The organism is Bacillus sp. T3 (assembly GCF_033449965.1).
GTDB lineage: Bacteria > Bacillota > Bacilli > Bacillales > Cytobacillaceae > Bacillus_BU.
In genome coordinates, this window is record NZ_CP137761.1 from 4,243,978 (window position 1) to 4,258,546 (window position 14,569).

General features: G+C 39.0%; 9 protein-coding genes, 21 tRNA genes, 1 rRNA gene and 3 pseudogenes. 6 read left to right on the forward strand and 28 right to left on the reverse strand.

Annotated elements, in window-relative coordinates; all coding sequences use genetic code 11:
- Positions 1-2: 2 nt before the first annotated feature.
- From RGF10_RS21720 to RGF10_RS21730, 3 genes and pseudogenes are all read right to left on the reverse strand, one after another.
- Positions 3-662, reverse strand: a complete 660-nt coding sequence (locus RGF10_RS21720) for an amino acid ABC transporter permease (RefSeq protein WP_318505727.1) — start codon at positions 660-662, stop codon at positions 3-5.
- A gap of 64 nt (positions 663-726) precedes the next feature.
- A pseudogene (locus RGF10_RS21725) lies at positions 727-1,510 on the reverse strand (amino acid ABC transporter substrate-binding protein).
- A 202-nt stretch (positions 1,511-1,712) separates the two neighbouring features.
- On the reverse strand, positions 1,713-1,943 hold the full coding sequence (locus RGF10_RS21730; protein ID WP_318505729.1) for a hypothetical protein: 231 nt from the start codon (positions 1,941-1,943) through the stop codon (positions 1,713-1,715).
- A 135-nt stretch (positions 1,944-2,078) separates the two neighbouring features.
- On the opposite strand from RGF10_RS21730, the gene RGF10_RS21735 reads away from it, so the two are divergent.
- Positions 2,079-2,152 (forward strand) — tRNA-Arg (locus RGF10_RS21735).
- A 72-nt stretch (positions 2,153-2,224) separates the two neighbouring features.
- Here RGF10_RS21735 and RGF10_RS21740 read toward each other — a convergent pair.
- Positions 2,225-2,734: a YfbU family protein gene (locus RGF10_RS21740; RefSeq protein WP_318505731.1), complete on the reverse strand. Its 510-nt coding sequence runs from the start codon at positions 2,732-2,734 to the stop codon at positions 2,225-2,227.
- A gap of 699 nt (positions 2,735-3,433) precedes the next feature.
- Between RGF10_RS21740 and RGF10_RS21745 the strand changes: the two genes are divergently transcribed.
- Both RGF10_RS21745 and RGF10_RS21750 read left to right on the forward strand, forming a co-directional pair.
- Entirely contained in the window at positions 3,434-3,817 is a 384-nt protein-coding gene (locus RGF10_RS21745; RefSeq protein ID WP_318505733.1) for a hypothetical protein, read from the forward strand.
- Positions 3,805-4,092, forward strand: a complete 288-nt coding sequence (locus RGF10_RS21750; RefSeq protein WP_318505734.1) for a YxcD family protein — start codon at positions 3,805-3,807, stop codon at positions 4,090-4,092. Before RGF10_RS21745 ends, RGF10_RS21750 begins: the two co-directional genes overlap by 13 nt.
- 113 nt (positions 4,093-4,205) lie before the next feature.
- Here the strand turns inward: RGF10_RS21750 and RGF10_RS21755 are convergent.
- Positions 4,206-4,966 (reverse strand): annotated as a pseudogene (locus RGF10_RS21755) (SDR family NAD(P)-dependent oxidoreductase).
- Positions 4,967-5,374: 408 nt separating this feature from the next.
- On the opposite strand from RGF10_RS21755, the pseudogene RGF10_RS21760 reads away from it, so the two are divergent.
- Positions 5,375-8,406: pseudogene (locus RGF10_RS21760) on the forward strand (efflux RND transporter permease subunit).
- An 80-nt stretch (positions 8,407-8,486) separates the two neighbouring features.
- Here RGF10_RS21760 and RGF10_RS21765 read toward each other — a convergent pair.
- Both RGF10_RS21765 and RGF10_RS21770 read right to left on the reverse strand, forming a co-directional pair.
- Positions 8,487-8,666 (reverse strand): hypothetical protein, encoded by a 180-nt coding sequence (locus tag RGF10_RS21765; protein WP_318505736.1) that lies wholly within the window; start codon positions 8,664-8,666, stop codon positions 8,487-8,489.
- Complete coding sequence (locus tag RGF10_RS21770; protein WP_318505737.1) at positions 8,638-9,504, reverse strand: NADH:flavin oxidoreductase; 867 nt, start codon at positions 9,502-9,504, stop codon at positions 8,638-8,640. The genes RGF10_RS21765 and RGF10_RS21770 overlap by 29 nt, the downstream gene beginning before the upstream one ends.
- A gap of 197 nt (positions 9,505-9,701) precedes the next feature.
- Here RGF10_RS21770 and RGF10_RS21775 point away from each other — a divergent pair, with 197 nt between their 5' ends.
- Together RGF10_RS21775 and RGF10_RS21780 are read left to right on the forward strand one after the other, a co-directional pair.
- Entirely contained in the window at positions 9,702-10,004 is a 303-nt protein-coding gene (locus tag RGF10_RS21775) for a DUF5634 family protein (protein WP_318505739.1), read from the forward strand.
- A gap of 403 nt (positions 10,005-10,407) precedes the next feature.
- The gene (locus tag RGF10_RS21780) at positions 10,408-12,024 is read left to right on the forward strand and encodes an ATP-binding protein (RefSeq protein WP_318505741.1); all 1,617 of its coding nucleotides are present in this window, start codon (positions 10,408-10,410) and stop codon (positions 12,022-12,024) included.
- 269 nt (positions 12,025-12,293) lie between these two features.
- Here the strand turns inward: RGF10_RS21780 and RGF10_RS21785 are convergent.
- From RGF10_RS21785 to rrf, 21 genes are all read right to left on the reverse strand, one after another.
- A tRNA-Ile gene (locus RGF10_RS21785) sits at positions 12,294-12,367 on the reverse strand.
- 5 nt (positions 12,368-12,372) lie between these two features.
- Positions 12,373-12,446: transfer RNA gene (locus RGF10_RS21790), tRNA-Gly, on the reverse strand.
- A 72-nt stretch (positions 12,447-12,518) separates the two neighbouring features.
- A tRNA-Gln gene (locus RGF10_RS21795) sits at positions 12,519-12,593 on the reverse strand.
- A 16-nt stretch (positions 12,594-12,609) separates the two neighbouring features.
- A tRNA-His gene (locus RGF10_RS21800) sits at positions 12,610-12,685 on the reverse strand.
- 6 nt (positions 12,686-12,691) lie between these two features.
- A tRNA-Tyr gene (locus RGF10_RS21805) sits at positions 12,692-12,776 on the reverse strand.
- 29 nt (positions 12,777-12,805) lie between these two features.
- Positions 12,806-12,881 (reverse strand) — tRNA-Phe (locus tag RGF10_RS21810).
- 40 nt (positions 12,882-12,921) lie between these two features.
- Positions 12,922-12,998: transfer RNA gene (locus tag RGF10_RS21815), tRNA-Asp, on the reverse strand.
- A 3-nt stretch (positions 12,999-13,001) separates the two neighbouring features.
- Positions 13,002-13,075: transfer RNA gene (locus tag RGF10_RS21820), tRNA-Met, on the reverse strand.
- Between the two features lie 172 nt (positions 13,076-13,247).
- Positions 13,248-13,340, reverse strand: a tRNA-Ser gene (locus RGF10_RS21825).
- A 79-nt stretch (positions 13,341-13,419) separates the two neighbouring features.
- Positions 13,420-13,496 (reverse strand) — tRNA-Met (locus RGF10_RS21830).
- A 23-nt stretch (positions 13,497-13,519) separates the two neighbouring features.
- A tRNA-Ala gene (locus tag RGF10_RS21835) sits at positions 13,520-13,595 on the reverse strand.
- A 21-nt stretch (positions 13,596-13,616) separates the two neighbouring features.
- Positions 13,617-13,693 (reverse strand) — tRNA-Pro (locus RGF10_RS21840).
- A gap of 8 nt (positions 13,694-13,701) precedes the next feature.
- A tRNA-Arg gene (locus RGF10_RS21845) sits at positions 13,702-13,775 on the reverse strand.
- A gap of 36 nt (positions 13,776-13,811) precedes the next feature.
- Positions 13,812-13,901: transfer RNA gene (locus RGF10_RS21850), tRNA-Leu, on the reverse strand.
- 8 nt (positions 13,902-13,909) lie between these two features.
- Positions 13,910-13,984 (reverse strand) — tRNA-Gly (locus RGF10_RS21855).
- Between the two features lie 7 nt (positions 13,985-13,991).
- Positions 13,992-14,076 (reverse strand) — tRNA-Leu (locus tag RGF10_RS21860).
- Positions 14,077-14,091: 15 nt separating this feature from the next.
- Positions 14,092-14,167, reverse strand: a tRNA-Lys gene (locus RGF10_RS21865).
- A gap of 6 nt (positions 14,168-14,173) precedes the next feature.
- Positions 14,174-14,249: transfer RNA gene (locus RGF10_RS21870), tRNA-Thr, on the reverse strand.
- Positions 14,250-14,252: 3 nt separating this feature from the next.
- Positions 14,253-14,328: transfer RNA gene (locus tag RGF10_RS21875), tRNA-Val, on the reverse strand.
- A 6-nt stretch (positions 14,329-14,334) separates the two neighbouring features.
- Positions 14,335-14,409, reverse strand: a tRNA-Glu gene (locus RGF10_RS21880).
- Positions 14,410-14,451: 42 nt separating this feature from the next.
- Positions 14,452-14,567 (reverse strand): 5S ribosomal RNA (gene rrf / locus RGF10_RS21885).
- Positions 14,568-14,569: the final 2 nt, after the last annotated feature.

Here is a 14,569-nt window from a genome sequence, read left to right on the forward strand (position 1 = left end):
AACTATTGGAATGTATACTTTTTCTCAATCCACTTGAACAACATTGTTAGGATGAGTGTCATAATTAAATAAATTACACCAGCGACAAAGAATGGAACGATCGTAAAGTCACGGTTTACGGCTGTCTGCGCAAAGTGCAGCAATTCAGGCACCGCTACTGCGTATAATAGTGCCGTATCCTTTACTAGCGTTACTGATTCATTTGCTACCGCCGGAAGGGCAATTCGGAACATTTGTGGCAAAATAATTCTAGTTGTTGTTTGCCATTTGCTCAAGCCAAGCACTTGAGCCGCTTCATACTGACCTTTATCAATTGCAAGCAAGCCACCACGGAAAATTTCTGCAAAATAAGCTGCATAGTTTAAGATAAATCCTAGGCATGCCGCCACAAAACGATCAAACACTAAATACTCCCCAATTACCTGGATCATCGGTAGTCCGAAACAAATAAACAACAATTGCAGTAACAGAGGTGTACCGCGCATGACATATACATAGCTTTGAGCTAGCCAGGATAACGGCTTAATACTGCTTCTTACCGATACGGTCAGCAAAAACCCAAGCGGTATCGATACAACAATACAAATCAAGAACAAGAGCACCGTCATTTGTGCCCCTTCTAACATTGGCATTAAGATGGATTGAATATATTCAAATGACATCAATATTTCCTCCAAAAACAAAACAGGGTTCCCAAAGGAAATCCTGTTTGCCTTCTATTCATTATTATTTTAAAACTTTATTTTCACCGAACCATTTAGTTGAAATTTCACCAGCTGTACCATCTTCATTTAACTCATCAAGTGCTTTTTGAAGCTTTTTAAGCAACTCTTCGTTTCCTTTTTTCACACCGATACCGTATTCTTCAGGAGCAAGTGATTCATCAAGAACTTTAAATTTTTCATTCTCTTTTGTCATGTAATAATTAATGACGATTTCATCAATAACCACTGCATCTAAACGACCAGATTTTAGATCACTTAGAGCAAGCACGTTATCCGAGAATTCAGTAACGGTTTTGATCTTGTCTTTAATCGGATTCGCATTTAAAGCATCTGCTGCTGAAGATAATGATTGTAATCCAACAACCTTTCCTTCTAAATCAGCAAGCTTTGTAATGTTTGAATCAGCCATTGTCACAACTACCTGCGCGTTTTTCAAGTATGGCTTTGTGAAAAGAACTTTTTCTTTTCGCTCATCCGTAATCGTGTATCCGTTCCAAATAAGGTCAATCCGGCCACTGCTTAGCTCAGATTCTTTTGTTTTCCAATCGATTGGTTGGAATTCAACTTCTACGCCCATTTTTTCTGCTGCTGCTTTAGCATAATCAATGTCAAAGCCAACGATTTCATTTTTATCATCGCGGAAGCCCATTGGTGCAAATTTATCATCAATTCCAATTACTAATGCTTCTTCCTTGTCTTTTTTCCCAGGTAGAAGAGTCAGAACAAGCTGTCATGAATAAAAATACTGATACGATTGATAAAAATATAAGTGCTAAACGCTTCATTGTAAATATACCCACCTTCGCCTAATAAATTATTTATTATATCCTTTAGTGCGTTACCATATTATCATACTAGAATAGTATAACAACATAATACATCAGGATGCAATTATAATTTTTGGAATTATTGACGATTAGTATTCTTTGAACACATTCAGTTACATTAGGAAAGCTGTGGGATTAGTCCAATCCACACAGCTCATGCTTAGTTCTCTTTCATTTCACTCAGTTCATCAATCAATTGTTTCGTTCTTTTCGCATTTCCTTCGGCAAAATTTTCGAGACGGTCCTTCAACTCATCATCATCATGAATTCGCTCTGCCGTGATCAAGTAGGTTCGCATTAAATCCTCTTCCACCTCGATTGAGTTTTGGATTACTTCTTTTAGAACTTCCTTGTCATCACCTTTGTTATCATTAAAAAGATCTGAACTCATCTTGCAACCTCCTTTACATTTTATATCGTTCTCAATCTTTTTCGTTCACATACTTCTTAAATAATTTTCAGCCAAAAAACCTAAAAAATTGTCCTTTTGACCATTCATACTAAGTGTTTTATAATTAAGTTCTATGTCCCAGTAGCTCAGCAGGATAGAGCGACAGCCTCCTAAGCTGTAGGTCGGAGGTTCAAATCCTCTCTGGGACGTATTTAAAAAAAGGCGAAACCTTTGATGTAACTAGGTTTCGCCTTTTTTATATTCTATACTTGAAGCAATTCTTATGCCCCAATTACATCCCTAATTTCCGCCAACGTTAACTCATGATGTTCCTTACCAGAAATACCTTTCCAAACAGCTAACATTCGTCTATATTTGTCCAGCATTGGCCCGTCTGTTTGATAGTTTGGATATTTAGCATTGTCTTTAATTTCATCATATTTATCTAAATCATGCAGCACGAATTTAGCATAGGACATATAAATTGCTTCAAGTTGTCCATCGAATCCACGGAACTTTACGTTTTCCTTTTTAAGATCACCATGATCTTCTAGCGCATGAAAAGAAAGATTGAGGGAATGATACATTTTTAATATATCCCAAACCTCCTGTGTGATAGCAACTGGGACATTGTCCGGAATCCATTCAAATAGTTCATTGTAGTTTTGGACAAAACCATTTTCAAGGATTTTTCTATTTAAAGCGTACATTTTTTCTTCTTCGGGATTAAATTTTTCAAGAATTAAAAACTGATTTATCAAGATTAGTCTTTCAGATTTTGACAGATTCATGCAATCATCTCCTTTATATAATGAATTCGAACAACTCAACAAATTTACAGCGGTAGAAATTGTTAACTATCAGTGAACAATTTGCCTTGTCACGCAATTTATTTTCTGATGGCGAAACAGCGAAAAATATTACAACAGCAAGGTTTGCAACCCATTCTATTGCAAGAGTTTTCCATATTACAAAAGGAAATATTTTCTTTATTAATGTTGTCATACTTTTCACTCCATTTAGGCCCCTCAGGTATATATAATTAAAAACAAAAAAGGATTGATGCCCTTGAGTAATAGGACAATTGAGTTAATGAATTCAATTAATAAAATTAAAGAAGAATTTACTATTTTTATTGATAATAGATATACAGTCAATTATGCGATTGATGAATTAAGTCGTCTGCATAATTTAGCCCCTAATGTGATAAAAGAGATTTTAACAAAACATTAATGAGCCCTACTCAATCGAGTAAGGGCATGTTTTTTTTTATAAGAATCTTGGTAAAATATATTGACTATAAAACTAGTAAAAGTTGAAACTTTTTTTGTTTTGAATCGTAAATACATGATAAATTAAAATAAGTGTAAATTTCGCGTTTGTTATATTTGCACTTCTTTTATATTAAAATCTTGGAGGGAAATCTCATTGAAGAAATTTTTAGCAGCAATCCTTACGGCAGCGCTTATTTTTTCCCTGTCGGAAGCTACGTGTTTCAAGATCACTCAACAACAGTAGAAGCAAGAGGCTACAAATCTGGTAAAAGAAGTTTCAGCACGAATAACAGTGGTACTACCAACAATAATTCTTTATTCCAAAAGAAACAGAATAGTTCCACGACTACAAATAAATCAACAAGAACTACAACCAAAGGTATGTTTAAACCAGGCGGACTAATGAAAGGTTTAATGCTAGGTGGACTTGCTGGCTTACTATTTGGTAGCCTATTTGGAAGTATGGGCTTTTTAGGTTCAATTTTAGGCTTGATGGTAAATGTTCTAGCGATTTTCATTTTAATTTCCTTGATTCGTAAAGTTTTCTCCTTCTTTAACGATAAGAAGAAAAAAGAGGCTCATTCCCAGTGGAGAAACTAATCATTTCAGAACAGGACATCATTAACGCTGTTTGTGTCTATATCTCCCGCAAAAAACAGGTGAAGCCAGAAGAGGTGGAAGTTGAACTATTGTTTGATGATGACTACGGCTTTTCAGCTGAGGCATACGTTCATGACCGCAAGCAAGTTCTAATTGCGGCAAACCTTATTGAGGCTTTACGGTTGTGGCTTGATGAATATTTGCACAGAGACCCATTTGCCGGAATTGAACTCGTTTTAGATGATGATGAAGGTATTATTGCGTTCGTTCGATAATCTTGAACGACTAATAAATAAAGCACACAGGTTCTTCTGTTTTAGAAAAACCTGTGTGCTTTTTAATTTTGAATATAGCTTTAGTGCCCAGCTTTCCAAACTACTCAGCCAGCCTAAAAATTCATCTTCGATTGGCCACCATCAACATTAATGCTAGCGCCAACAATCCAGAACGCTTTTTCTGATGCTAGGAACGCCACGACATTCGCAATTTCTTCAGAGGTTCCAAAGCGCCCTGCTGGAATTTCATTTTCGACGAATTGCATGATTCCGACTGGATCCTCTTCCAGACGTCTTTTCCAATTTCCTGTATCATGAAGAATGCTCCCTGGGCGACACTGTTTACACGAATCCCAAACGGAATCATTTCATCAGCAAACGACTTTGTGAAGCTAATCAAGGCTGCTTTGGCATTATTATAGGTTACCTTTCCGCCACTCTCTCTACCGAAAACAGAAGTAATATTAATTATCGATCCGCTTCTCGTTTGTTTCATCTTCTCAGCTGCCAGCTTGCTTAAATGAACCGCTGAAAAATAGTTAAGCTCCATTGCTTCATAAAATAATTCCATTGGCGTTTCCGCTGCTAATCCACCATTGCTCCCACCAGCGTTATTAATAAGCACATCGATTGAGCCCTTTTCTTCAATAAAATCCTGCATCAGCTTTTCACGTTGATCTGCCTTTGTCACATCCACTTGAAAAATCGATACTTTCCCTCCTAAATCCTCTTTTGCTTTTTTTAATACCTCAAGATCACGGGCAGCAATCGATACATTTGCCCCTTCTTCTAGTAAAACCTCAGCAATTACCTTACCTATTCCCTTGGATCCGCCTGTAATTAAAATATTCTTCCCTTGCAATATCAAATCCATTAAAAACACTCCTGTAATATAGATTAAACTTTCTTTTTTTGTTTTTCTACTATATTAATTATAGCCTTTTGGAAAAAAACAACAAAATAAAGATACTAAATCGATCTCACCCCTAAACTATCACTAAAAATTTAATATCCTTCCCTAGAATGAAATCAGCTAAGCCTCAAGTCTGAGAAAAAGTTAAGTCTCTACAAATCTAGAAAATTATGTAATATTTACTGTAACAATTAAATAAAAGTGAGGGTAGCTAAAAAAAGCTTCCAAGTGTGCAACGAATAATTTTGGGAGGTGAGCGAATGCTCATTCACAAACGATTGTAAAAATTGTAATTTTTTAACAATTTTTACATCATATGTGCTATCATATAACTCGATTTTACATTTATTTCAAGGAGGAGAGGAACCTTTGTCAATTTTTACTAAATGGGCTTTTAAAAACAAATCGGCGGTTTCATTAATGACGATTTTGGTGTTAGCCATTGGGATTGTAAGTTACTTTCGCTTACCGATGGAGTTCTTACCATCTGCTGATAACCCTCAGGTAACGATTATTTCGATGGGGCATGGAACAGATTCCAAAACGATGGAAGCAGGGGTGACCACCCCAATCGAACAGGCTGTCACGGGAATTAAGGGAAAAAGTCAATATATTCTACTACTGGTGACGGATTTTCGAAAGTAGATCTCTTTTTTGAATCGGGTTCAGATATGAAGCAAGCAAAACAAGATGTTCAAGAGGCATTATCAAACATCGCGTTGCCTCCATACATATCAAAACCAATCGTGTCTCAGCTTAATACTTCCATGATTCCGATTTCAAATATTGCCATCACCTTTGAAGATGGCTTAACACAGAAAAATATCGATTTCATTAAGGATAAAATTGAACCATTATATAAAGACATAGACGGAGTGGCACAGGTGGCTACATATGGTATTGGTGACACGGTTATATCTGTCAAAATCGATAATACCAAATTAGCAGAAAATCAAGTGACCCTCCAAGAAGTAATGGGGATTCTTCAAGGCCAAAACTCTGCAGTTGCCATTGGGGAAGAAATAATTGATGGGAAAACGAGCAATATTAAAGTACTTGGGGACTTAACTAGTATTGAAAAGTTAAAGAGTCTTTCGGTCGCTCCTAACGTTGCACTTAAGGACATCTCATCGATTAAAGAAGTGAAAAACACTAATGTTATCAGCCGATTTAATGGAAAAGAAGCAATAGAAATTGGTATTACAAAGGATAGCAATTCGAACGCGGTATCCATTAGTAAAGACATTGAAAAAGTGACAAAAGAGATCAACAAAAAATACGACCAGCAGGAGGCTACAATTTACGTTGCATCTGCGGATATGGTTGAAACATCCGTGCAAACGATGATGAAAGAGGTTCTTCTCGGGGCCTTATTTGCGACGATTGTTATTATGATTTTCTTACGAAATATCCGTACGACTTTTATTACAATTGTCTCCATCCCATTGTCACTTTGCATTACCTTGTTCTTGCTTTCATGGTCTGGTGTAACTTTAAATATTTTAACACTCGGCGGCGTGGCCGTTGCCGTTGGACGCCTTGTAGATGACAGTATTGTTGTGATTGAAAATATCTATCGGAAAATGCAAACCGAAAAATTTTCAGTAGGTATGGTTATTGATGCAACGAAACAAGTGGGTGTAGCAATTACTGCTTCAACCTTAACCACGGTTGCTGTTTTCTTACCAATGAGCCTATTAAATGGTGGCCTTCAAGAATTTTTATTACCCTTTGCTCTTACGGTAACCTATTCCTTACTGGCATCCCTACTCGTTGCCTTAACCGTTGTTCCATTAATGAGTGCTGGATTGTTGAAAAACACCAAAGTTCCAGAACACAAGCCTGCAGTTAGCTTTCCAAAACTTGTCACTTGGTCATTAAACCATAAATGGATTGTATTCACGATTTCGATCCTGCTCTTTGGTGGATCGATTGGCGCCTATTTTACAATTCCTAAGGGTGCAGTTGACAATTCTTCCGCTGACTATGTCACTACGACACTCAGCTATCCAAATGAAACACCGTTTGAAACGGTAAAAGAAAAAGCGATTGAACTTGAAAAAGCAGTCAGAGAAATGGATGAAGTAAATGATGTATTCACCCAAATCGGCTCTTCTGCTGATACGGCCCAATTTGGCTGGATTGGATCTCCAACTGAGGCAACCTTAAGCATTTTATTAAAGGATAAAGAAGATACCGATAAAATCTTAAAGGAAATTGAAAAGAAAAAAGAGCAGTACCCAGATGCAGTATTAGAAGTAGCCTCTTCTTCTTTTATGATGGGTGGGGCAAGCACCAATATCACGATTGATGTCATTGGGGATAATATTGATAATCTTGAAAAAGTCGCCAATACCGTCAAGGAAAAGATAAAAGATATTGATGGTGTTGAAAAAGTAACGACTAACCAAGATGAAAAGAAAACCGTGTACTCGTTGACAGTGGATCCAGCAAAAGGTAATACGGAACAAATTGCTCAGCAGCTCGGAGTCATGTTGAATCAAACACCAATTGGAACGATATCGTTAGATGATAAACAAACCACAGTCGTATTAGAGCCTCTGCTAGAAACAAAAACATCCAAAGACCTAAACGACATCCCAATAATGACCGAAGCTGGAATGTTACCGTTATCACAGATTGCTTCATTAAAAAGCGAAGAAAGCTCAACAAACCAGTTCCATAAGGATGGAGAAACATACCTACAAGTAACGGCCTCTGTCGATCCTGCAAAACTATCGGAAATTGCCAGCAAGGTCAATTTAGAAATCTTTGGTGATCAAAAAGATAAAAAAGGCATTAATTTACCAAAGGATGTGGAGGTACTTGTTGGCGGTGCAAGCACGCAGCAAGCTGATGATTTTACTGATTTGTTTTTAATCATGCTCGTTTCAATCGGAATCGTGTTTTTAATCATGGTTATCACGTTCAAATCAATCAAAGCGCCCATTGCGATTCTTTCCTCGTTACCACTTGCGGCAATTGGAGCGATTTTAGGAATCTTAATTAGTCGAATTTCGGTTGATATTACCGCACTTCTCGGCGCTCTAATGTTAATTGGAATCGTCGTCACCAACGCGATTGTCCTTTTAGATCGAGTCAGACAAAATGAACAAACGATGATCCTACGTGATGCGCTCATTGAAGCAACAGCAACAAGAATGAGGCCTATTTTAATGACAGCAGTTGCCACAATTTGCGCAATGCTCCCACTGCTGTTTAAGAAAGCCGAAACCGGAAGCTTAGTATCACAAAGCCTAGCTATTGTTGTTATCGGTGGACTGGCGTTGGCGACGCTCCTAACCTTGATAGTCATCCCATGTATTTATGAACTGCTTTACTTTAAAAAATCAAGAAAACAGCGATTAACACCACCAACGGAAACAGATATAACGATGTAAAAGAAAAAGAGTAATGAGGTTTTTTGACCTCGTTACTCTTTTTGGTTTATTAGTTTTTCGTTAAAACCGTCAATCCTAAACTAAACTTCTACCTTCCTATCATTTTGCATCTCAATTTTCCTAATTAACCCTTCAACAAAATTAGGCTGAACCATGATGGTTCTCGCTAGACCGATAAAGTCAATCTCGCCCTTTTCGACCATTTCAGTTGCGATGTCAATATTCTCTAATTCACCGGCTTCCGATAACGGGAATCCCAATGTTACTTTTAACAGTACGAATCATTTCTCTTAGCATGGCCTGTCCAGGCAGGCGTAACGGTGGCATTAAGCCCGTTGATACATCAAGAATATCAATACCTGCTTCCTCTAGCATTTTCGCAACAAAGCAGCCTTCATTTAATGTCAGCCCACCTGGCAATAGATCATCCAGCCCTAAACGGACTAACAGGAGAAAATCCGCTCCTACTGATCTTCGAATTTCTGTTACAATTTCAAGTAAAAGTCGACTGCGATTTTCAAGACTGCCGCCATATTCATCGTCTCGAAAATTCGTCAATGGTGATAAAAATTGGGACAATAAAAAGCCGTGACAGTTGTGGATTTCTACCCCATCAAATCCTGCCTTCTTTACACGAAGGGCAGCCTTAACAAACTCAATCTTGATCACTTGAATTTCCTCAATGGTTAAGGCTCTTGGCATCGAACGCTGCAAAACTGGATGCATCACTGCGGATGGAGCGACTGCCTCCATACCCGTTAACACAGGGTCGGCAGCACTCCCTGCGTGATTAATTTGAACAACCGCAATTTGTTCATTTTTATGGATAACATCAGCAAGCTTCACCAACCCCTCGATGCATTCATCACGGTCCACATATACAAGTTTCTCTCGATATTGCCCTGCTCGATTAATAGCCGCCTGTTCAACGACAATTAAGGCTGGCCCTTTGCGCTGCTCATATATGGACAATAATTCCTCCGTAATAAGCCCATCCTGTGTTGCTTTCGATATATCAAAGGGTGCACAAACATAGCGATTTTTGAACACAAGATTTTTAATCGCCTGTCGCTGTAATAATATTTTGCTATGATTCATTTTCCTTCTCCCTTACCATGAATGACTTATTCTTCACTCTAATACAACTTTCTCAAATATTATTTAAAAATATTGACAATGTTAGTAAAAGAGTGGAATACGACATTTCAGTACAATAACAACTTCTTAGAAATACCTCGTTTAATATTACTAAAATTAGCCATATTAAAGAGAGGATCATAGGAGGAGTGAATGAAATGGAATACTTATCAAGAGAGCAAATCATCAATCAATTGCAGCAGTCCTTTCAGCCCTATCTTCAACAATTTGGTTTAGATGATATCGGAGTGTTTGAAGAACATGGCCAAGGTAATCAATACTACATTGGCTATTCAGCTAAAAAAGGTGACAAAACCTATCATATTCATACTCCATTTATGAAGAATAATAATGGTGAACTAGCACCATTAAACCAAAATTGGACGGTGGAAACGGACGAACCAGATAGGAAAGATCATGGCGGTTATCAAAATGTCGAAAGTGCCCTTCGAGATATATAATCATTAACAGAACAAAAGCGCAAGGCGCCCGCCTATCGGCGACAAGCACAAGACGAGCTGGCCGAAAGGTTGTTCTTTAACCTTTTGGACGGATTGGCTTGTGACCTCGAGCCGATGGCGCCTGGAGCTGGACACCCATCAAAATTTTATACTTTCTTATCTTTCAAAAAGGATACAGGAAAAATCATGTCCAAAAGCATGGTCTTCCCTATATCCTTTATTTATGGTCAATTTTGCCCCTCTACTCCTTGTCGCTTTCATTTCAACCATTAATTCCTTTGTTCATATAACCATTCTATTTGTTATAATTGTATTGGTATTTTTATAAAGTATATAATACATTTATCTTTTATTAATAAATAAAGCAATATTGTATTTCTGACAACGTTGAGGAGTCTACAGGATGACTGAAAAAGAACCAAACTATATATCGCAATCAAATAAAATGTGTGAAGAAAGTGGAATGAATCCTAATGAAATAACGTTTCCAAAAAAAATTATGACGGAACAAGAACTTTTCATCAAAAGAAAGGCTTACAATGAGATTTTATCTGTTGTTAGTTTTTTCTCCTATAAACTTTTGGATTCCTTAAAAGGAACCCCTTTATTAATTGCCATCTCTGATTCTGAAGGATATTTATTAGATACAGTTGGTGACGAAACTATAAAGGCAACCGTAGAGCAATTAGGAATAAAATTGGGATGTCGTTTTTCCAGGGAAGACATGGGTACTAACGTAGTTAGCTTGGCATTAGAGCAAAGACATCCTGTAAGATTAATAGGCGAAGATCATTATCATAAGTTTCTTCATGAAATTGCTTGTTATGGTGCACCATTCCATTATACGGATGAAAATAATTTACTTGGTAGTGTTGGTATTATGATGCCCATTGCTTATCAAAATCCCCTATTTTTATCTATGCTATCTCAGGTTGTAGATTCAATTGAAAGAGAACTGTTACTAAGAAAACAAAATCGAACCCTTAGTATCATGAATCAAGTTATGTTAAGCAAATCAAAAAATGGGATCGTCATTACAGATGAAGCGGGTATTACAACAGATATTAATACGGTTGCTGAAAAAATATTAAACTTAAGTAGAAAATCTGATTTAGGAACGAGCATATATAAGTCCGCTTTTATTGGAAATCATTTTAAACGCGTAATTGAATGTGAAGAAATATTTGAAAATGTAGAACTGAAATTTAATAACTCTGCCGGAAAACCAGTAGTCTGTTTATTAGATGCCCAACCCATCTATGAGGAAGGAAAAGTGGTCGGAGCTTTCGCAAAGTTCAGGGACATTACTGATCGGTATTTAATGGAGGAAAAAATAAAACAGGCTGAAAAACAGGGTCTTGCGGGTCGAATTGCAGCAGGTATTGCACATGAAATAAGAAATCCGTTAACAACCGTTAGAGGATATTTACAGTTTCTTGAAAAAGATGTTGATCCAAAAACATCGCAACTTTTCTCCAGTTTATTAATTCCAGAAATTGACCGTGCTAATAAAATCATTACTGATTTCTTGAGAATCGCAAAGCCTGCGGCAAAAGAATTTGAAATTATACAGGTGCAACATTTCCTTGTTGACTACCTATGGAAATTTCTCGAAAGTGAAGCATTGCTTCACAATATTGAAATAAACGTAGACATTCATCCTGCAACAAAAAATCTTTCCATCCATTGTAATCGTGAAGAATTGTTGCAGGTATTTATCAATTTATTTCAAAATTCCATGCAGGCTAAAGGGAATAAGCCGCTAAACATTAAAATCAAAACCAAACTAGCTAACTCCCACGTTCAATTTATCTTTAGTGATAATGGAAAAGGAATCGACGCTTCTGTTCTTACTCATATATTCGAACCATTCTTTTCTACTAAGGATATTGGTACTGGACTAGGTTTATCAGTGTCTCAAAAAATAGTCGAGAACCATCATGGCTCAATTCAGGCGAACAGTAACGAAAATGGAACTGAATTTATTATCGAGCTTCCTTTCATAGACTCACAAATGTAATAATGTTGAGATTTTCAAAAATATCTATATAGTAAAACGGCACCTAGTATACTTTTAGGTGTCGTTTTTTACCTTACCTACTTTATCTTTATATTGGTAGATTCTTTTTCACAATGGTTATTTTATGCTCCATCCTTTATCACAGAAAAAGAAAGGGTAAAGCCATACGGCTTTACCCTTTCTTAATATTTCGCACCTTATAGGATTATCTCCACTTAGCTACGACATAATTCTATCACTGTCTTTGCTAAATCTTTGCAAATATAGAGTGGGCCTAAATGGACTCGAACCATCGACCTCACGCTTATCAGGCGTGCGCTCTAACCAGCTGAGCTATAGGCCCATATTTGGAGCGGGTGATGGGAATCGAACCCACAACAACAGCTTGGAAGGCTGTGGTTTTACCACTAAACTACACCCGCATATTTAAAATTTTGAAGGCAACACCAGATTTGAGACTGGGATTTGAACCTCTTAGCTTTATTGTATACAAATGGCTGGGCTAGCAGGGATCGAACCTACGAATGACGGAGTCAAAGTCCGTTGCCTTACCGCTTGGCTATAGCCCAATAAAAGTTATTAAAATGGGGCGACTGATGGGAATCGAACCCACGAATGCCTGAACCACAATCAGGTGCGTTAACCACTTCGCCACAATCGCCATAAATGGTGGAGGGGGACGGATTCGAACCGCCGAACCCTGAGGGAGCGGATTTACAGTCCGCCGCGTTTAGCCACTTCGCTACCCCTCCATATAAGAAAGAAATATAAATAAATTTCATGGTGGCTCAGGACGGAATCGAACCGCCGACACAAGGATTTTCAGTCCTTTGCTCTACCGACTGAGCTACTGAGCCACATTACTTTCAACAGTAGGAATCACTACTGGTATAAATATGGCGGTCCGGACGGGACTCGAACCCGCGACCTCCTGCGTGACAGGCAGGCATTCTAACCAACTGAACTACCGGACCATATTGCGGGGACAGGATTTGAACCTGTGACCTTCGGGTTATGAGCCCGACGAGCTACCGGGCTGCTCCACCCCGCGACGGTAAAAATTTATAAAGTTTTCTTCATGCCCTAAGTCTTAGTAAGGGCTGTCCCGATTTCAGTTAGCATACTCAAGGAGCTGCTCAATCGGTACAACTCGCAGTTTTATCAATGAAGTAACACTCGTTGCTCCACCCCGCGACGGTAAAATTTTAAATTTGATATAAATATGGCGGAGGAAGAGGGATTCGAACCCCCGCGCGGTTTAACCCGCCTGTCGGTTTTCAAGACCGATCCCTTCAGCCGGACTTGGGTATTCCTCCATATAAATAAATCATATAAGACTCAAACAGTCATGAGCATTTTTTAATTCTAAACAGCGAGGCTTAAAATTCAAAAAAATGGTAGCGGCGGAGGGGATCGAACCCCCGACCTTACGGGTATGAACCGTACGCTCTAGCCAGCTGAGCTACACCGCCAAAAATTATATTTAAGATGTTTTTGGTGGAGTCTAGGGGGATCGAACCCCTGACCTCCTGCGTGCAAGGCAGGCGCTCTCCCAGCTGAGCTAAGACCCCATACACAATGAGAAGTTTTAATGGTCGGGAAGACAGGATTCGAACCTGCGACCCCTTGGTCCCAAACCAAGTGCTCTACCAAGCTGAGCTACTTCCCGTAATTAAGCGCGCCCGAAAGGAGTCGAACCCATAACCTTCTGATCCGTAGTCAGACGCTCTATCCAATTGAGCTACGGGCGCATATAGTTTTTTTGATTTGCTATCACAAAACAAAAATGGTGCCGAGGACCGGAATCGAACCGGGTACGGTAGTCACCTACCGCAGGATTTTAAGTCCTGTGCGTCTGCCAGTTCCGCCACCCCGGCAATATCATTGGAGCGGAAGACGGGATTCGAACCCGCGACCCCCACCTTGGCAAGGTGGTGTTCTACCACTGAACTACTTCCGCGAATATATGGTGCGGGTGAAGGGAGTCGAACCCCCACGCCTTGCGGCGCTAGATCCTAAGTCTAGTGCGTCTGCCAATTCCGCCACACCCGCATATATTCATATTAATGGTGAGCCATGAAGGACTCGAACCTTCGACCCTCTGATTAAAAGTCAGATGCTCTACCAACTGAGCTAATGGCTCGAAAAATGGTGCCGGCTAGAGGACTTGAACCCCCAACCTACTGATTACAAGTCAGTTGCTCTACCAATTGAGCTAAACCGGCATATGGTGGAGGATGACGGGCTCGAACCGCCGACCCTCTGCTTGTAAGGCAGATGCTCTCCCAGCTGAGCTAATCCTCCACATATTGGTGACCCCTACGGGATTCGAACCCGTGTTACCGCCGTGAAAGGGCGGTGTCTTAACCGCTTGACCAAGGGGCCATCTGAGAAAAATTGACAAAATAAAAACCCCAAAGGGGCTTAGCCCGGCAGCGTCCTACTCTCACAGGGGAGAGCCCCCAACTACCATCGGCGCTGAGAAGCTTAACTTCCGTGTTCGGTATGGGAACGGGTGTGACCTTCTCGCTATCGCCACCAGACT